This window comes from Collinsella sp. CLA-ER-H3, from assembly GCF_040092425.1.
Taxonomy (GTDB): Bacteria; Actinomycetota; Coriobacteriia; order Coriobacteriales; family Coriobacteriaceae; genus Collinsella.
Genome location: NZ_JBBNLP010000003.1, coordinates 67,860 through 85,156, shown reverse-complemented (window position 1 = coordinate 85,156; position 17,297 = coordinate 67,860). Strand labels below are relative to the sequence as shown.

Sequence of the window (17,297 nt, the reverse complement as noted above, 5' to 3'; positions counted from 1 at the left end):
GCGACTATCCCCTAAATTCAAAGGTACTCAGGCCAAACGTCAGCAGATCGCCGTTGCGCAGCGGGCAGCGCGTAATGCGGCGGTTGTTGACGAGCGTGCCGTTGGTGGAATTGAGGTCCTCGATCGACCAATCCGAGCCCGTAAAGGTGAGCTGGGCGTGGCGGCGCGACACGTTGGGGTCGCGCAGGGCAATGTCGGAAACTGAGCGCTCGCGACCGATGGTCACCTGTGCGGAGGTGATGCTATGGCTCTCGCCGCTCACGACGTCGACGAGCTGGGCGAGCGGGCGCTGCGGGGCGCGAGTGCTCGCCATGTTGGAGGCGATGCCGGCTGCGGCGCCTAGGCCCACGGCGGCACCGGTCGCGGCGGCTCCGCCCATGCCGGCAAGCGAGTCGCGCGAGACGGTCTGCGGCACCGGGATGGGTGCGGCGGCGGGGTCGGGGACGCTAGGCGCGAAGGGGTCTGCCACGGCAAGCGGGTCGGGAGCGGCGGCGCGAGGCGTCGGCTGCTGCTGGGGCATGGCGGCGGGGCGCTGCTGCTGCGGGGCAGCAAACTGCTGCTGGCCGGCGCGCGGGGCGCTGGCGGCACGGCTTGCCGCGGAGTTGTTCTGGCCCAGGCCGTTTTGATAGGCGCGCTCTTCTTCGTACAGGCGGCCGAGCGTGGGGGCATCGACGTTCTCGGCAAAGACCGAGAACTTGCCGGCGCGCAGCTGCGGATCGATCATAAAGCGCACGAGGGGCTCGCCGACAAAGACATAGCGGCGCTTTTCGGCCTGCGCCTTCACAAACTCGCGGACCTCGCGCGAAAGCTCGGGGTAGAACGGGGCGAGCATGGGATCGTCGTCGGCGGCGATAAGGATGGTATAGAGTGCCGGCGCCGTGTTGACGCCGTTGATCACCAGAGTCTGATCCTCCATGTCGCGAGCGGCCTGCTTAGCAAGCTTCTTAAAGGAGAACGGGGCACGGGTGGCACCGAAGATGCCGGCCACGTGGTCCTCGAAGATGTTCAGGAAGTTCACGAAAGATCACTCTCCGTATAGGTTCTTTGGTATCCGAGCAAATATAGGCATATCCCAACGATTATAGAGGATAGGGTTCCCGCAACCGCCGCCTTGGCGACGACCGCGGCTGCAAGGCTGGCAATTTCCATATGGTGTGCAAGACAGGACGCCGCTGAGCAGCCGATGCCGGTGACAGCGATGGCGGCGATTGCGGCAAGGTTTGAGCCCTGATCGGCACGCTTGGCATGGGCATTGAGCAGCGCAGATGACGCCGCGGCAGTTGCCGCGACCAGCACAAAGGCAGCCCAAAGGAGCGGGTCTCCCAGCGCTGCGGCAACGTTACCGAGCCCCAGCACGCCTCCGGCTGAAAGCGCGACCGTGGCCAGACGGGCAAAAAGCGCGCCCATGCCCGTTGCCGCGGCGGCGCTTGCCGGGCCGAGCCAAAATGACGCGACGCCGGCGGCGACCCCAGCTGCCAGGAAGGTATTGCCGGTCAGACAGCCAAGCGCGAGCGCACAGGTGAGCGCGGCGCTCGCGGCAGCCTCGGTGCGACCCCAGGCGATCCACCAACCGGACATGGCGGCGGCAAAGATCACCGCGACGGGCAACATCGACAGGATACCCTGCGCCTGCATGGTGGCGTTGGCCATGAGCACCAAAAAGCCCACAGCCGAGATGGCCGAGCCAATCTGGGGGGCCAGGCCAGCCGCCGCTCCGATCGCGATAGCCGCAATGACCAGGCCGGGAAGCGCCGCGACCCCGGCCGTCTGCATCAGCAAAAAGCTAAAGGTGCCGCACGTTAGCGCCGAGATGGCGTGCATGGTGTAGTCGCGCGCATGGCTCCAGCGCGTGCCCGCCCAGCCGAGCGCGGGGTCGACCTCGATGGCGTCGTCCTCATAGTGCGACGGCTCGATATCGTCGAGCTCCTGCTCGTCATCCGAAAGCTCGCCAACTATTTGCTCCAGGCTGCGACGGCCCTCGCGCACGCTGCCCAGACCGGCAAGGAGCTGGTCGCAAAATGCCTCGATGCTGTTGGGGCGGTCCTGCGGCATGGGGGAGAGCGCGCTCATGAGCGCGGCCTCGGCTCCCGGGGGAAAGTGTGGTATCAGCTCGCTGGGATAGGTGGCGCCGCCGATGATGCGGTCGAGCGAGTCAGCGGGCGTGGCCGCCATAAAGGGGGCGCTGCCGCACAAGCCCTCATAGATAACGCAGGCAAGGGCAAAGACATCGGCGCGTTCGTCGACCGTGCCGGTCTCGATATCGAGCTGCTCGGGCGGCATGTAGCCGATGGTGCCGCCGCGCGAGCCGCCAAAGCCACCGGCGGACGACAGTCGCGCCATGCCAAAGTCGGTGAGCTTTACATTGCCCGAGTGGTCGATGAGCACGTTGGCGGGCTTAATGTCCAGGTGGAGTACGCCATTGCTATGGGCGAAGGTGAGCGCCTGGCCCAGGGTATCGGCAATGGCCGCGGCCTCGTCAAAGGTGAGCGAGTGGCCGTCCACGCGATGCAAAAACTCGGCCAGCGACATACCGTCGACATACTCCATGACCAAGTAGGCATAGGCGGTGTCGTGCGTAAAGTCGATGACCTGCACGATATTGGGATGTTGAAGCATGGCGGCAGTGTGCGCCTCGCGCAGGACATCCATGATGTCGCTGGCGGGCATGCCGGCACCGTTGATAAGGGGGATGCGCTTGATGGCGACGCGGCGGCGCAGGTGCGTGTCGCGGCAGATCTCGATGGAGCCAAAACCGCCGGTCGCAAGTGTCTCGAGCGGCTGGTACCGCTTGAGCAGCTCGCGAGAGCTGGTGCCCTCCAAGGGAACGTCCGGCGAGAACCGGGCGGTATGTTGCGAGAAAAGCGGCATGGCCAACCCTCGTGCGTTTAAAGTTCGTTTGCGAGTGGCGGGCGCGGAGCCGAGCCGTTCGCGGTGGCATAGATGCTGCTAGTGTAGCACGCTCGGGTGCATGGGGAGGATAGCGGGATGCGAGGCTGCCTGCCTGGCTTGGCCTTAGCGCTTTTTCTTGTTCTTCTTCTGCTTGCGCTTGGTCTCCTGGGGCTTGTCGCCCTGTTTGGCTTCGGCAGCGGCCTTTTCTGCCTTCATCTTCTTGCGCTTGGTCTCGATGCGGAGTTTTTTGTTGATGCGGGCCTTGAGGAAGGGACCGAACTGCTCGGCATCGCCACGGACGAAGGTGTCCTTGGGGATCGTCACGCCCTGGTCGGCGAACATGGCCACAAAGATGCGCTCGCCGTCGAGTACGTGGTCGAGCTTGTCAAACGGGAAGAACTGCGACTTGCCGCTCTTGCCCCAAACCATCAGGCCGTCCTCGTTGGCGGCGACGCGGCGATAGCGGCCACCCATGGACTCGTCGGCCTCGACGGCGTCGATAAAGTCGCGGGCGAGCGTGTGGTGCAGGTTCTTGCTCCACCAGGCCAAAAAGGCGCCGAACACGATCAACACGACGCCGAACTTGATCCAGCTGCCGCCGGCCACCAGCATGCCGATGCCGATGAGCGCGGCAACTGCCGCGGCGACATACAGCGAGCCGCGACGCCTGGGCGAGGCGACCAGGCGGGCGAAGTCGGTGACCAGGTCGTTTTCGTACTGGTACTCGTTGAGGTACAGGATGCCGTCATCGGCTGCGGCCTGCTCCTCGAGCGCGACCTCGACCTGGTCGGCTGCTTCGGAGGGAACGAGGTTGCTCTCTGCGTCTGCCATGCTCTTTGGACTCCTATCGCGGCGGGCTCGCCGTACGGGTTATTATGGAATGCAGTATGCCGTGCGACCGCATGGCCGCCGCGGCAACAAGACTCAGTATACCCGGGGGAGCACCCATGGAATCGTTGTACCGAAAGTATCGCCCGCTCACCTTTGACTCCGTGGTGGGCCAGCAGCATATCGTCTCGACGCTCGAGCACGCCATCACCGAGGGGCGCCTGTCCCACGCCTACCTGTTCTGCGGACCGCGCGGCACGGGCAAGACCACCATGGCGCGCATTCTGGCCAAGGCGCTGCTGTGCCGCAATGCCGAGGCGGCGCGCGCCGAGGGTGCAAGCGGCTGCATGCCCGACGGTACTTGCGAGGAGTGCGAGCTCATTGCCGAGGGTAACCACCCCGATGTCTACGAGCTCGATGCCGCAAGCCGTACCGGCGTGGACAACGTGCGCGAGGAGATCATCAACTCCGTCAACTTTGCCCCAGTGCGCGGCAAGTACAAGATTTATATCATCGACGAGGTCCACATGCTCACGACGGCGGCGTTCAACGCGCTGCTCAAGACGCTTGAGGAGCCGCCGGCACACGTGATCTTTGTGCTGTGCACCACCGACCCGCAAAAGATTCTGGAGACCATTCTCTCACGCTGCCAGCGCTTCGATTTCCACCGCATCGGCAACGAGGATATCGAGCATCGCCTGTCTTACGTGTGCGAGCAGGAGGGCTTCGATTACGACGACGAGGCACTCGCCATTGTGGCGCGCCATGCCAAGGGCGGTATGCGCGACGCGCTTTCCACGCTGGAGCAGCTGAGCGTCTTTGGCAACGGTTCTGTGCATGCGGACGACGCCCGCTCGCTTTTGGGCGAGGTTTCGGACCAGATTCTGGGCGAGTTTTCCCGCGCCATTGCCGATCGCGATGTTGCCGAGCTCTATGGACTGATCCGTGCGCAGGTCGAGGAGGGCAATGACCTGCTGGAGCTGACGCGCGACCTGGTGGCGCATGTGCGCGACGTGTACGTTGCCTGCGTTGCCGGTGCCCGTGCCGAGCTGTTTGAGGGCGGCTCCGAGCAGGCCGAGGCGCTTGCTGCCGAGGCCGCTGCCTTTGGCGAGCATCCTGCCGACCGCCTGGCCCGCGTGCTGACGGTGCTCGACGATGCCGCACTGGAGATGAGGGGCGCGAGCGACGTGCGCCTGGTGCTCGAGATTGCCTGCACGCGTCTGGCGCGTCCCGAGGCCGATTTAACGATTGAGGCATTGGCCGAGCGCGTGGCACGCCTGGAGGCCATGATTGCCAACGGCGCCGTGCCGGCGAGCGTGGCTGCTGCTCAGGCCGCCGCGCCTGCAGCATCCGTACCCGCTGCTGCCCAACAGCCGACGCTCATTTCGGGCGCTCGTGCTGCCGCTCCGGCGGCATCCGCTGCCCCCGCTGCTACGTCCGCGCGCCAGGGCGGTATGCCTTGGGACCGCGGCGCTGCTGTTCCGGCTGCCCAGCCTGCGACCAAGTCCGCGGCTCCTGCGCCGGCGCCCAGACCTGTAACGCCTGCACCTCAGCCCGTTGCGGCTCCGGCTTCCGCGCCTGCTGCATCGACCGTGTCGGTGTCCAAGCCCAACAACGCCGCCCAGGTTGCCACCGCCGGTGCTGCCGAGACCCCCGCGGTTGAGGACGCCGGCGAGCTCCAGCGCAAATGGGCCGAGGTCGTCGAGCGCGTCAAGGCTCGTCAGGCCTCCTACGCAGGGCTTTTGCTCAACGCCCGCGCCACGGCCGACGACGGCTCCAAGCTCACGGTCTCGTTCCCCGCGGGTTCGACTTTTGCCATCAAGATGCTCGGTCGCGCCGATACGCAGTCGGTGGTCCTGCCGACGGTCTGCGCGGTCTTCGGTCGTCGTACCGTCGACTATGTCCTGGATGGGGGTGGCACGCCGGCTCCTCAACATGAGGAGCATTCTCCATCTGCACGGGCTGCGGTATCTGCGGACCCGCAACCCGTGTCCTCGGTGCCCCCTGCATCCTCGAGCGCCAGCGCGACGCAGCCAAAAGCGGCGCCGGTAGCGGCACCGACCCCGTCGGCGCCTGAACCCGCTGCGCCCAAACCGGCTGCTCCGATCCCCGCGCCCAAGTCCGCTGCCGCGCCTGCGCCCAAGTCATCCGACCTGGCCAAGGCCCCTTGGCTGCGCTCCGACAACCCTGCCGGTGCTCCTGCCACGGGCAAGCTCCCGACCGAGCCCGCGCCCCGAGCGCCCGAGCGCGCGTCCGTCCCCATGGCTCAGCCGCCTGCGCAGGCTGCGCCATGGGAATCCGAGCAGGTGCCCTACGACGATGCTATGGTCGGTGGTTTTGCTGCCGATGCCGGCGGGGACAATCTGCCCCCGTTCGACGTGTCGGGTGCGGCGTCCGCGACCAAGGCCGCTGCTGTGGCACCCGCAGCCTCTGCAAACGACGACGTCCCCGCCGCTCCCTGGGAATCCAATCCCGGTGCTGGCAGCCCCTTCGGCCATCAGGGCGCAGCCCCGAGCATCCCGCAGACCGAGGACGAGGCCAAGGCCCTCATCCGCAGCGTCTTCGGTCAGTCCACCATCTTCAAGCCGGTGGAGTAACCGTGCGGGCGGGTATGCTGCTCAAGAAGAGATCTCTTTGCCCGGGCGCATCTGTATTTCGGACATGTGCAACGTGGTGCCGCGTATGTCGCATTTGAGCAGACAGGTGCGTGACGGTCGGCCTAGGATGCTGAGGTCGATACGATACGTCGCATGGCTGTCCGTGTACTCGACTTGCTCGGCGTTAATGGTTGCTCCGATTGCCAAATAAACGCCTAGCTCGGCATCGACAATCTTGAAGTCCTTTATCTTGACCTTGAACTCTTGATAGAGGGACGGGCTGTTGTAGTAAACAGTTCGGGTTCCATCGGTGCACTCATCGGTCGCTTCCCATTTGACGACCGGCTGGTCCGAGCTGGCTACCAGCAGTTCTGCTCCAAAGGCTATAGCGTGGGTGACGACAACCAGCAATGCCCAGCCGGCAAAGAGGTAGAGAACGAAATACAGAGTGGGGTGTTTTGAGCGGATGTTTTGGAGCGCGTCGGGGGCATTCATGGGGCACCTCCAAATTGCTATTTATGACAATCAAATTATACCCTGCCGCCATGTGCGTCGCCTCGAGCAGCGGTTCGGCATTTAGCTGTTTAGTGGCACGCATTAAATGTCGGATTCCGGCTCTACAAGATTTAGCTTTCAATATTATGCAGATGCGAATTATTCAACTTTGCATAATCTTGGGGGCGCATCACGCTCCAGGACATGTATATCGACTGAGGTAACACGTCCGCCCCGCTCTCTCGCCGCGCGCCGTGGTACGATTTTTGAGTTTGAAAGTCCCGCCGTGCTCCGGCTGCCCTTGCAGCTCGGCGTGCGGCCGCACGTAAAGGAGCCATCATGGCCGGTATGAACATGCAGCAGATGATGAAGCAGGCCCGCAAGATGCAGGAGCAGCTTGCCGCCGCGCAGGAGAACCTCAAGTCCCAGACCGTCGACGCCTCTGCCGGCGGCGGCATGGTCAAGGTGACCGTTAACGGCGAGATGGAGCTCGTCAACCTCACCATCGATCCCGATGCCCTCGATCCCGAGGACGTCGATATGCTGCAGGACATGATCATGGCTGCCGTCAACGAGGCCGTCCGCGGCGTCAACGAGCTCGCCAACAAGCAGATGGGCGCCATCACCGGCGGCCTCAACATCCCGGGCATGCCGTTCTAAGACACGCATATATATGAGTGCCAACCACAGTCTGCAAAAACTGCTCGATGAGCTGGGCCGTCTGCCGGGCATTGGTCCCAAGTCGGCCCAGCGCATCGCCTATTACCTGCTCGAGGCCGATGCCGAGGAGGCCCGCCGCCTGGCCGAGGCCATCCTGGAGGTCAAGCAGGAGGTCCACTTTTGCAGCCGCTGCTTTAACTACGCCACGGCCGACGAGTGCTCCATCTGCCAGGACCCGATGCGCGATACCACTCGCATTTGCGTGGTGGGCGAGCCGCGCGACGTCCAGGCAATCGAGCGCACGGGCAGCTACCATGGCCTGTACCATGTGCTGGGCGGCGTGATCAGCCCCATGGACAAGATAGGTCCCGAGCAGTTGCACATCCGCGAGCTGCTGGCACGTCTGGGCCACGAGGACATCCATGAGGTCATCATCGCCACCAACCCCAATATTGAGGGCGAGACCACGGCGAGCTACCTGGCCCGCACTATCAAGCCGCTGGGCGTTGAGGTGTCGCGTCTGGCAAGCGGCCTGCCCGTGGGCGGCGACCTGGAGTATGCCGACGAGCTCACGCTCGGGCGCGCCATCGAGGCCCGTCGCACGATTTAGGTGCGAGCCTGCTCCTGCCGTATGTTTTCCTCGCGACGCACGGGGTAGTCATAATTTCCCTGTGCGACTGTAAGTTTGTTGTGCAACAAAGATGCTTTGTATCCGCTTATCGCATGGATGCATCCACTCGCATCCTTAATTTGCCCATTCGTTGCGCAACCTTTTGGGTTCGCTGATACACTCAAATATGGATTCGAATGAATGCGCCGCTCCCGAGCGGCGTGTTTTTGTTGGAGGAGAACGCATGCGGCCCGGTGGTACTCAGACAAAGCGCGGCGCCGCGGTGCGCATGCGACGCCGACTGGGCTTGGCGCCTCGGGCGTACGCGCTGCTGTCGTGCTCGCTGGTGCTGGTCATAGCTGGCGTTTCTGCCTATGGCATGACCGCGCCGTCCATGATGCAGGCGCATGCCGCACGCGAACCGCGCGTGGGGCATGAGGTCAAAAGTGATCTGGGCACCACGACTGGATATGCTTGGGCAAGCGTGGTCGCGCATATTGTGTTTGGCACCGACGATGCGGACGGTGCCGAGGCCCCGGACAACGAAGTCACGCTTGCCAATGGCAAAACCATCGTGCTCACCAACACCAAGATCATCGATCGGTTGTCCAACAATAGCGTGGCGGCAACGGTGAATAAGGTCGAGCAGCAGAAGGAGCAGGACGTCCAGCAGTCCGGAAAGCCCGGTAGCTCGGATACTTCTGGCTCCGGCTCGGATTCGTCGAGTTCGGGCGGCGGCTCTGGGTCGGGTTCCTCTGCCGGAGGGTCTGGAAACGGCGGCTCGACGGGCGGCAACACTGACAACGATGCAAACTCCGGTGGCCTTTCCGCTGCTGAGGAAGAGAGCATTCACAGTTGGCTTGTGACCAAGTACAACATGCTCGACGGCTATGTTTCTCGTGCCAATGACGTGGTCTCGACCTATAACTCTACGGGAGATCCCAGGCCGTGCGACAGCCTGGTCGGGGAGATGTTTGTCATTCGAGCCGAGTTCGGTCGTCAGACATTCTCGCCCCGGTCAAGGTGGTATCAGCAGTATGCCAATCTGTGGGGCTGTTACACCAACCTATGTCAATGGGTCGGCCATTACGGCGATGATGACGTCGCGCTCGGTAACTTCAACAATAACGTGGCGGCGCTTGCCCTATGATGACCGATCTTGCATCCACCACACCACAATCGCTCGGTCGCGATCCCATGGTCGGCCTGCGCCTGGCGCGTGTCGACGGGTTTGAGCCGGCCATTGCGCTCGGTCAGGACGAACTGCCTGCCTATCTGCGTCGTTTTACGATACTGTTTGCCGACGATGCCACCATGCGCCGTGGCGGTATCGGCCGCGTGACGCGTGCCGTCAACGCCCAAGGCGAGGCCGTAGCACTCAAACAGCTCATCTTGCCGACGCGCGATGAGTTTGACGACGATGCCGCCCATGAGGCGCTGGTCGCCAAGTTCAAAGCGGCATTTCGCGAGGAATATGAATGCCATCGCGCCCTTTCGGGCCTTAAGGGCTTTCCCCGCCTCTATGGCTGGGGCGTGGTTGACGGTGTGCCTGCAATTGTCATGGAATGGGTCGAGGGCGAGACGCTTGCCCGCTTGCGTTCGCGACTCGCCGTGGACGATGCCGGACGCCTGTCGCCGCTTGTGGCGGCGCGTCTGGGTCGCGACCTGTTCGATCTGCTCTGCCGTATGAGCCTGGTGGGCGAGGGCTTTGTCCATCGCGATATCTCGCCCGCTAATATTATGGTGCGCACGGCGCGCCTGCCGCTTGATCGGCAGCTTGCCGAGGGCACCTTTGACCTGTGCCTGATCGACTTTGGCTCGTCGCTGGGCTTGAGCCTGCGTCGGCCGTGGCCGGTACCGGCGGCAAGGCGTCGTTTACGGAGCGTTATGCCACGCTGCGTCGCGCGACGGTTGCCTATGCCCCGCCCGAGATGCTCACCGACGATATTCCCGACCTGCGCGCTTTGCGTATGTCGCCGGCGATCGACGTCTATGCCGCGGCAAGCACGGTTTACGAGCTCATTGCCGGCGTCGCGCCATACGAAGCCGCGCCGGGCACTTCGGGCACCTCGGGTTCGCGCAAAAAGACGCGCGACATCGCGAGCCCCTACCGTCTCAAGATGGACACGCGGCCCGACTATCCCATTGGTGCCCATGCGCCCGGTTGCGATTTGACTCAGCTGCTTCGTCGTGAGCCCGATGTGGCGCTCGCCGCGGCCGAGCAGGCCCAGCAGCTAGGGCTTGAGCCGGATTCCGAAGAGCTACGCGATGCGCTGGCGTTTGTCGATGCCCAGCTGTTCGACGTGGTAATGGCCTGTCTGTCCAGCCATCAAAAAGATCGTCCCGAGCCGGCGGCGGTCGAGGCGGCGCTCTCGGCGTTTTGTGACCACTATGCGCAAAATGTCGGTCGTTCGCTCCGCGGCGAGCCGCTTACGCCGTGCCCTATGGATGCGTCCGGCCGCGCGGTTCGTCGCGCGCTGATGGTCGGCGCGGCGGTCGTCTGCGGCGTGGTTTGGGCTGTGGTCGTGGTTTCGGCCGCGCTGCTGGCATCGGGCGCTCGCGTGACGGCGACTTTGGGATCGCTCGTGTGGTCTGGGTCGCTACCGGGTATTATTGCCGCACTGGCGTTGGCGTTGCCAGACATAGCCGGCGTTGCCGCGGGGGCACTTGCGCGCGATCGGCGCTCGGGGTTCCTGCAGGGTGTGCTTGCGCTTTCTGCCTGCGAGGTTCCGGTGCTGGTTGTGGCTGCATGTAGCGTATTTTCCCAACGCGCTCTGATGGGCGGCCTTGTTGCCGCTCTGGTTGCAACCTATACGCTTACGTGGTTTTTGCTTGCGATGGGCTTTGCCTTTGAACTTCCCGTTTCGGCACCGCGACGCACAAAAGCCCAGATGGCGACTCCGCTTGCCGGTGGAGCCGCAGCTGCCCGTACTTTTGGCGTACCTGTCGAAGTATCGTCTGATTCTATTTCTACGACCAAGGAGGCCTAGGTCATGGCATCTCAAGTTGAGCTCACCCCATGCGGGGCCATGTTTGACATCTTTAAGCGCGCGGCGCATCTGAGCCATATCGAGCTGTGCGGCTTGGTGCTTTCGTCCCGTCCGCTCGCCGACGGCCGCAGCCCGCAGAGCCGAGCCGCCGATCGCTCTTGGGTTTCCCGCTTTATCGTTCGCGCGCCGGTCGGCACGCTTCAGCAGCGCTACTTTGCCGAATACGGTACCTCGGCTGCGCGCATTATGTCGCAACTGGCCCTGCGCCAGCGAAATCCCATGGACTCCACGGCTGTGATCAATATGGTGTGCGGTCCTGCAGGTGAACCGATGGTACGCGCGCTCGAAGAGTGCCACCAGGACACGAATCTCTATCGCAACGCGCTCGATCGCCTGTCCCAGGCGGCGGAACTCATGCCCGCCGAGCGCGCCGAGGCCGTGCTGGTGCTGTTTGTCGCTGTCGGTTGTTCGGCGGATGTGCGGTCCTCGGTGAACTATGCCATCGACTACGCGCACGCGACCTGTGGCGGAGGCACCTCCACGCCGCGTTCGCTTGGCATGTCGATGACCGCGGGCGAACGCGAACCCGCCCCGGCGCACCCCTTGGGCTTGCTGCGCGTACAAAACAGTTTTGTCGTGAGCGCCCCGCGCTGGATTCAGCCGAGTGAGCAGGGTGTTGAGATTGGCGCGCTGGCCACTGGTGAGGGCGATATTACCGACGTCGGCGACGATGTCTCGGCCCGCCATGCCCATATCTGGTGCGATGCTCAAAATATCTGGCACGTCGAGGACTTGTCGTCCACCAACGGAACCGTGGTGGTAAACGGGGCCACGCGCGTCTGCATTCAGGTCGAGCCCGGTCGTTCCGCCCAACTCAATCCCGGCGACGAGCTCAAGCTCGGCGAATCCACTACCTACGCCATCCTCTTCGGTGCCCTCTAGCCAACCCCTCGATAAGTTGCGGCGAAATAGTTCTTGTTTAAGGCTGCGAACAGCAAAAAGGCGACAAAAGGCAAAGGATTTGGTGGGTGTAAAACGAGGTCGTTTGCGGGCGGACGCTCCAATCTATTGTGGCAATCGGGCGGTTGAAAAAGATATTTCAACCGCCCGATTGCCAGATTCGTCGGAGGAGATGTCCGATTCCGACTCTCTTGTAGGAAGAGCTTGAGATCGTATTGGCCCAAGGCAATCTTAAAGCAGTCTCATTGACAAATCTTCGCTCCTGTTGTGTTGAGGTGTAAGGTATCAGTGATTGATGTTTTGTGGCGGGTAGATTGGGGCCTTCCTTGATTCGATGCGTTCTCTCGAGGTTCATCAGAGCAAAAGGGGCTTTCGTCTTCATTGCTATCACGGTGATTGGAACCGCTCTCTCCTATGCCATGCCATACGTGAACGGGAAATTCTTAGATTTTCTTCTTGGTAACCGCAGCGAAAGAGACGCCGTACTCTTCGCGCTCCTGGTTGCGTCAATAGGAGTTTTCTCCACCCTCTTTACTTATTTTGCAGGAACACTTTCCATTCGCATAACCACGAGACTTTCCTTTGATCTTCTCAGGGAGGCCGTCTTGCGTTTTGAAAGAGACGATTACTTGGTGAGTCGGACCATCGATCCAGCCTATACAACGCAACGGATTATTTCCGACTCCAGCGTGGTCTCATCCTTCGTTTTGGCGAATTTTATCAGTGCGCCGCTGTCCATTGTAGCTATTCCCATCGTATTGCTTATCATATGGTCAATTGATTCAACTCTCGCGGTGTTTTCCATCATTCTCCTCATCGTGTATTTCTGTGTAATTACTGGGTTGAGGAAACTTTTGTATAGGGTCACGTATGAGAAGAAAGAGGCGGACAGCGCCTTTTACGCCGCAATTGCATCGCAGCTTAATCAGATTCTCAACATTCAACTGGCATCTTCGTACGGCAAGAGCGAACAAGCGCTCGACGCTGGATTTAAGAGCTATTTTCCCAAAGTTTTGCGCTCCGGAAAGCTATCATATTCTCTGGCATCGCTCGATGGTCTTTTCGCAGCGTTGTTTCAAGCGGTGATACTTGTTGTTTCCGGAGTACGAATCATTAACGGGACTATGTCAATAGGCGAGTACACTATCATCGGTACATACTTCGCGGTTCTCTTTAAGACTTTGAAAAGTATGATGTCATTGTTCAAATCCTATCAGGACGCCAAAGCATCATGGGATAGGACGGCTATCGCGACGAGGGAAAAGGCGAGATCGGGGTGGAATCGGACCGATTTGGCGAAACTTGATGGAATAAATGACATTTCGGTATCTGATTTGGAATTCTCGGTTGTCCTTCCAGACGGATCTGTCCGAGAGGTCCTCGGCGGGTTTTCTTTCAAGTTTTCCGGTCCTGGTACATATTGCATAGTTGGGGAGAACGGAAGAGGCAAGACGTCACTTCTTTACTTGATGCTCGGGCTATACTCATCGAAAGGCAAAGTAAAATACAACGGTGTGCCAATCGAAGAATGCGACTTGGATTACATACGTGCGAGAGAGATATCGTGCTGCCCACAGTCGTGCTTCGCGCCGGACGAAACGGTGAAAGAGCTGTTAGAGTATTTCGACACGCCCTTTTCTCCCTATCACCGGGGTGTAGATGACCTACCTTCGCTGGAAAACAGCGTGAAGGAGTTACTCGGGAAACGTTGCTCCGCGCTTTCGGGCGGTGAGCTGCGCCGCGTGTACTTATGGTCGGCGATTTCACGCAAGTCGTCAGTTTTGGTGCTCGACGAGCCCACGACTGGGTTAGACGCTGTAAGCCGCGCCGAGCTTGCGGCCTATGTTAAGCGCAACAAGCAAAGCCAGCTGATCATCGTTGTCTCTCACGATGACGAGATGGTCGGCGCGGTAGAAGGGGTAGTGGATTTAGGCAGCATGTACCAGGGTAAATGCTGACAAGTGTAGTGCTACCCAACTGGCAGAGATAACAAAAAAGCGATGCAGATGCACGTAGCATTCAGGCGGTTCGGATTCGGTGCCTTCACGCCATCGCAACGCTTTCAGATATAGTTCTCGTTCTCTTACTAAAGGAAACTTTAGTCTACGTCGTCTTGTCGAGACAGAGGTGAAGCGAAGTGTTGTCGCGACGTATCTTATTCCAGGTGGCTCAGTATCAGCGTGGGAATCGCATCAAAGTGTACTTACGATTCTCGTGTCCCACGGACAACATGAGCTGAGCATTGAGGTTCCGCCCTTTGCTGCAACTACACGGGGTTGGACGGCAATGAATATGCCGGGCCGCATGCCACGCGCAGCGGGGGTCCATGCCCCAGTATGTTGCCTACAGCAGCCTCGATGTCCACGCACACATCATCTCTGCCTTCGCGTTCAATCCGTTTGCCGGAGAGTGCGAGGGCTGCAAGGCCGTAGAATTCGAGCCGAACAAATGAAATGCGGTATCAACGCATAGGATTAAACTGACGATTGCTTTGCACCGAGAATACGCTTGGAAAGCCGCTATGGGTGGCGGCCCGGGTTAAATAGAGAAGCCCGTCCGATCACTTTCATATGGCGAACGGTCGGGCTTCTTATTCCACTTGCCAATGCTCGGCTCATATTGGAAGAAAGCTACGCTAATGTTTGCGTGATACTCCTATTTTTTCCGAAGAAAGAGTCGGATAATGAAGAATAAAATTAAAAAGGGTGCTAAATATAATGCAAGTATAAAGGCTAATCCAACGAGACCTTGCAATAATGGCATAACTCCTCCCAGACACGAGATTTTGGTATTTGTTCCCATCTTATTCTGAATTGGACCAAATAGTTTCTAGCCACAAAAACTACTCGTCAACTGGATCGCACCAATCTGCTGGCAAAACGCAGCTTGATTCTTTATCGACATAGCACCAATCCGCAACAGGGCACTCGGCGATGTCGTAAAAATTGCATATATCAACTCCAAGACAACAAGGCTCAACGGGAGGATTTTCATTTCCACTTGAACCAACAGGATGGATATGCTTCATAACAGCTCCTCACCTTAATCCAATTAGAGACTACGTTTGATCAATGCCACAGTGATCTACAACGCAGATGCTGCCGCCATCCATGTCATAGTCGCAGTAATCGTATGCACCACAGCCATCTGCTTTATCATAAACAGTACAGATGTCAGTAATGCCCAAGAGGCAGTCAAAAGACATCGGCTTCACGCCTGCCTCGTCGCTACTTCCTGGATTAATCGGATGAATATGCTTCACGACTACCTCCCTTTGAGTGCAGAAAAAACCTCAATATTGTGTATAACAAACCAAGATGTCTAGTTCACCATATTTCTAGAATGGTTTCGGCGAACGTAGCAATAAGCTTTGCAGACGGTAATCAGAAGAACGAACACCTCCACAATGGTGACAGCAATGCGCTGAACCGCTTATTCCGATACAGTAGCTTCTCGTTGATTTTTCTCCTGCGAAGATGAGTGGCGGGAAATAAGGTCAAAAGCCATCTCGTAGCACATTTTTCTATATTCACATGATGCAGGGTGTAGACTCTTGGGTAAGTAGCCGTACTCGTCTGCAGCCTCCCAGCTACAGCCCCCACCACAGAAAGACCGAGCCCAACAGTCCGTACAGTCAATTCTTTTTTCGACACCCTGACTCCAGTTTTCAATATACCTAGTTTCGTCAATTCCGGTGATGATGTTGCCCATTTTGAATCGCATCATCCCGACAAACCTGTGACAGGGGTATACGTCTCCTTCGGGAGTCACAGAAATAAAACGCCTGCCAGCCCCGCATCCGACAAAGGCGATCCTGTTGCTCATAATCAAATCAATTGCAGTTTTCAATGTTCTAAACAAGGGCTTTTCCCCTTGATCAATCTGTTTGAGATATTGATCCGCCAAATCTATTAAGCCCGCCCTGATTTTGTTTAATGAGTGTTCGTCGAGTTTGATATTCTCATCGAATGAGCTTACGGGCGAGAAGTAAATCCTTCTGAAACCCATCTCTTTAAACTGAAGATAGTCTTCAACAAGGTTACAGTTATTTTTTGTTAAGGTCGCTCTTGCGCCGAAGGGGAACGACTCGGAAAAACGACGAACGTTTTTGTCGATATCGGAGAAAGAGCCGCCTCCCGTCTTGTACGGGCGCGATGCATCGTGTTTACATCCTGTACCATCGAGACTAATCAGAACAGAAAACCCGTGCTCCTTGAAAGAATTCACAGCAGTGTCATTCAAAAGCGTTCCGTTGGTCGTAATAGAATAGGTAAAGTTTCTATTGGGGTATATTCTTTTTGAATAGTCGACCGTTTTCCATATCAGCGGCTCGTTAATCATGGGTTCCCCACCAAAAAAGACGATCGTAAGCGTTTCGTTTTCCGATGAACTTGCGACGAGGTAGTCGACCGCCTTGAAGGCTATCTCGTCTGTCATCAGCAGAGGAGACGTCCCATAATCTCCTTTACCGGCAAAACAGTAACTACAACCAAGGTTGCATGCATGTGAAACGTGGAGTTCGATGGATCTAAGTTTTCGAGGCGTGTCTTTTGTTGAGATAGTCCGCTCAGACAATCGTTGATATTCATCAATGTCGTCTTCAAGTTCTGCTATGGTCGTTTGGTCGTAGCCTTTCGCAGCAAGTGACTTCGTTAGCAACTTCGAGTTGACCGTTCTTCCCGATGCTTCAAATACGCGAAGCGCATCTTCTGATGCTTGGTCAACCTGAAAGCAATTGCGAGTGACCTCATCGAAGCAGTAACGACGATCACTTACTGAGAAAAAATGCATACGTTCCTCAATTTCATGCTGGACTGGCACTAACCTTGTTTATTGTTACGCAGCTATAAAAAACCACCAGCGGGGATTCGGCGTGCGGCTCAATCGGACTCCCAAAAGGTTCTATTTGAGACTGGCAAGCTTTGCGTTGTTGGCACTTCGACAGCGCTCTTTATTCCAGCATGGAGCCTCGCAGTTTGAGTCGACTTGCCTCTGGAAGGTCCGATCTTAACTTGATTTAGGATGAAAACAGATTACAGGCGCGCTCATCTAGAAAGAAAGGAAACCAATCACCGCCTTTCACCAGGAAAGTTTTTTATAGCCCACCTCGAGCAAAATGAAAGATGCGAGAGCGATTGGGGAACAACGCGAATCTCCCCTTTTTGGGTGGGAGCGAGCCTTCAGCTATCGGCGAACGACTCGCCCTGGTCAGAATCTGGAAGTGGTGCCGGGCTGCTTGGGCCTCCCCGGCGACTTCGTGGGGCTTAC

Annotated in this window: 16 protein-coding genes; 8 read left to right on the top strand and 8 right to left on the bottom strand. The window is 58.9% G+C overall.

What is annotated here, in order from left to right; genetic code table 11:
• Nucleotides 1-4 precede the first annotated feature (4 nt).
• The 3 genes from AAAX32_RS03215 to AAAX32_RS03205 all read right to left on the bottom strand — a co-directional run bounded on the left by AAAX32_RS03215 (nt 5) and on the right by AAAX32_RS03205 (nt 3,720).
• On the bottom strand, nt 5-1,018 hold the full coding sequence (locus AAAX32_RS03215; protein ID WP_195503750.1) for an FhaA domain-containing protein: 1,014 nt from the start codon (nt 1,016-1,018) through the stop codon (nt 5-7).
• A complete protein-coding gene (locus AAAX32_RS03210) occupies nt 1,015-2,868 on the bottom strand; it encodes a serine/threonine-protein kinase (RefSeq protein WP_349099988.1) in 1,854 nt (617 codons plus the stop codon). Before AAAX32_RS03210 ends, AAAX32_RS03215 begins: the two co-directional genes overlap by 4 nt.
• A 144-nt stretch (nt 2,869-3,012) precedes the next feature.
• Nucleotides 3,013-3,720, bottom strand: a complete 708-nt coding sequence (locus AAAX32_RS03205; RefSeq protein ID WP_349099987.1) for a hypothetical protein — start codon at nt 3,718-3,720, stop codon at nt 3,013-3,015.
• Nucleotides 3,721-3,836: 116 nt separating this feature from the next.
• Between AAAX32_RS03205 and dnaX the strand changes: the two genes are divergently transcribed.
• Nucleotides 3,837-6,314 carry a DNA polymerase III subunit gamma/tau gene (dnaX, locus tag AAAX32_RS03200; protein ID WP_349099986.1) on the top strand — a complete coding sequence of 826 codons (2,478 nt, stop codon included), beginning with the start codon at nt 3,837-3,839 and terminating at the stop codon, nt 6,312-6,314.
• A 21-nt stretch (nt 6,315-6,335) separates the two neighbouring features.
• Here dnaX and AAAX32_RS03195 read toward each other — a convergent pair whose 3' ends face one another.
• Nucleotides 6,336-6,809, bottom strand: a complete 474-nt coding sequence (locus AAAX32_RS03195) for a hypothetical protein (protein ID WP_349099985.1) — start codon at nt 6,807-6,809, stop codon at nt 6,336-6,338.
• Nucleotides 6,810-7,148: 339 nt separating this feature from the next.
• Between AAAX32_RS03195 and AAAX32_RS03190 the strand changes: the two genes are divergently transcribed.
• From AAAX32_RS03190 to AAAX32_RS03180, 3 genes are all read left to right on the top strand, one after another.
• Nucleotides 7,149-7,469 (top strand): YbaB/EbfC family nucleoid-associated protein, encoded by a 321-nt coding sequence (locus AAAX32_RS03190; protein ID WP_006235174.1) that lies wholly within the window; start codon nt 7,149-7,151, stop codon nt 7,467-7,469.
• A gap of 13 nt (nt 7,470-7,482) precedes the next feature.
• Nucleotides 7,483-8,079: a recombination mediator RecR gene (recR, locus tag AAAX32_RS03185; RefSeq protein ID WP_118385154.1), complete on the top strand. Its 597-nt coding sequence runs from the start codon at nt 7,483-7,485 to the stop codon at nt 8,077-8,079.
• 244 nt (nt 8,080-8,323) lie between these two features.
• Nucleotides 8,324-9,229, top strand: a complete 906-nt coding sequence (locus AAAX32_RS03180) for a hypothetical protein (RefSeq protein ID WP_349099984.1) — start codon at nt 8,324-8,326, stop codon at nt 9,227-9,229.
• Here AAAX32_RS03180 and AAAX32_RS03175 read toward each other — a convergent pair.
• Nucleotides 9,166-9,795, bottom strand: a complete 630-nt coding sequence (locus AAAX32_RS03175) for a hypothetical protein (protein WP_349099983.1) — start codon at nt 9,793-9,795, stop codon at nt 9,166-9,168. The genes AAAX32_RS03180 and AAAX32_RS03175 overlap by 64 nt on opposite strands.
• An 83-nt stretch (nt 9,796-9,878) precedes the next feature.
• On the opposite strand from AAAX32_RS03175, the gene AAAX32_RS03170 reads away from it, so the two are divergent.
• The 4 genes from AAAX32_RS03170 to AAAX32_RS03155 all read left to right on the top strand — a co-directional run bounded on the left by AAAX32_RS03170 (nt 9,879) and on the right by AAAX32_RS03155 (nt 14,481).
• On the top strand, nt 9,879-11,069 hold the full coding sequence (locus AAAX32_RS03170) for a hypothetical protein (protein ID WP_349099982.1): 1,191 nt from the start codon (nt 9,879-9,881) through the stop codon (nt 11,067-11,069).
• 3 nt (nt 11,070-11,072) lie between these two features.
• Complete coding sequence (locus tag AAAX32_RS03165; RefSeq protein WP_022094220.1) at nt 11,073-12,011, top strand: FHA domain-containing protein; 939 nt, start codon at nt 11,073-11,075, stop codon at nt 12,009-12,011.
• A gap of 344 nt (nt 12,012-12,355) precedes the next feature.
• Entirely contained in the window at nt 12,356-13,987 is a 1,632-nt protein-coding gene (locus tag AAAX32_RS03160) for an ABC transporter ATP-binding protein (protein WP_349099981.1), read from the top strand.
• A 368-nt stretch (nt 13,988-14,355) separates the two neighbouring features.
• A complete protein-coding gene (locus tag AAAX32_RS03155) occupies nt 14,356-14,481 on the top strand; it encodes a hypothetical protein (protein ID WP_349099980.1) in 126 nt (41 codons plus the stop codon).
• A 390-nt stretch (nt 14,482-14,871) separates the two neighbouring features.
• Here AAAX32_RS03155 and AAAX32_RS03150 read toward each other — a convergent pair whose 3' ends face one another.
• The 3 genes from AAAX32_RS03150 to AAAX32_RS03140 all read right to left on the bottom strand — a co-directional run bounded on the left by AAAX32_RS03150 (nt 14,872) and on the right by AAAX32_RS03140 (nt 16,820).
• Nucleotides 14,872-15,057: a hypothetical protein gene (locus AAAX32_RS03150; RefSeq protein ID WP_196033943.1), complete on the bottom strand. Its 186-nt coding sequence runs from the start codon at nt 15,055-15,057 to the stop codon at nt 14,872-14,874.
• 30 nt (nt 15,058-15,087) lie between these two features.
• Entirely contained in the window at nt 15,088-15,291 is a 204-nt protein-coding gene (locus AAAX32_RS03145) for a hypothetical protein (RefSeq protein WP_196033940.1), read from the bottom strand.
• Between the two features lie 170 nt (nt 15,292-15,461).
• Nucleotides 15,462-16,820 carry an SPASM domain-containing protein gene (locus AAAX32_RS03140; protein ID WP_349099979.1) on the bottom strand — a complete coding sequence of 453 codons (1,359 nt, stop codon included), beginning with the start codon at nt 16,818-16,820 and terminating at the stop codon, nt 15,462-15,464.
• Nucleotides 16,821-17,297 lie beyond the last annotated feature (477 nt).

What these genes read in the sequence shown, in the direction of transcription:
- AAAX32_RS03210 (WP_349099988.1), bottom strand. Translation starts at nt 2,868, where the DNA reads ATGCCGCTTTTCTCGCAACATACCGCCCGGTTCTCGCCGGACGTTCCC.
- AAAX32_RS03205 (WP_349099987.1), bottom strand. Translation starts at nt 3,720, where the DNA reads ATGGCAGACGCAGAGAGCAACCTCGTTCCCTCCGAAGCAGCCGACCAG.
- dnaX (WP_349099986.1), top strand. Translation starts at nt 3,837, where the DNA reads ATGGAATCGTTGTACCGAAAGTATCGCCCGCTCACCTTTGACTCCGTG.
- AAAX32_RS03195 (WP_349099985.1), bottom strand. Translation starts at nt 6,809, where the DNA reads ATGAATGCCCCCGACGCGCTCCAAAACATCCGCTCAAAACACCCCACT.
- AAAX32_RS03190 (WP_006235174.1), top strand. Translation starts at nt 7,149, where the DNA reads ATGGCCGGTATGAACATGCAGCAGATGATGAAGCAGGCCCGCAAGATG.
- recR (WP_118385154.1), top strand. Translation starts at nt 7,483, where the DNA reads ATGAGTGCCAACCACAGTCTGCAAAAACTGCTCGATGAGCTGGGCCGT.
- AAAX32_RS03180 (WP_349099984.1), top strand. Translation starts at nt 8,324, where the DNA reads ATGCGGCCCGGTGGTACTCAGACAAAGCGCGGCGCCGCGGTGCGCATG.
- AAAX32_RS03175 (WP_349099983.1), bottom strand. Translation starts at nt 9,795, where the DNA reads ATGGACAAAGCCCTCGCCCACCAGGCTCATACGGCAGAGCAGATCGAA.
- AAAX32_RS03165 (WP_022094220.1), top strand. Translation starts at nt 11,073, where the DNA reads ATGGCATCTCAAGTTGAGCTCACCCCATGCGGGGCCATGTTTGACATC.
- AAAX32_RS03155 (WP_349099980.1), top strand. Translation starts at nt 14,356, where the DNA reads ATGCCCCAGTATGTTGCCTACAGCAGCCTCGATGTCCACGCACACATC.
- AAAX32_RS03150 (WP_196033943.1), bottom strand. Translation starts at nt 15,057, where the DNA reads ATGAAGCATATCCATCCTGTTGGTTCAAGTGGAAATGAAAATCCTCCC.
- AAAX32_RS03140 (WP_349099979.1), bottom strand. Translation starts at nt 16,820, where the DNA reads ATGCATTTTTTCTCAGTAAGTGATCGTCGTTACTGCTTCGATGAGGTC.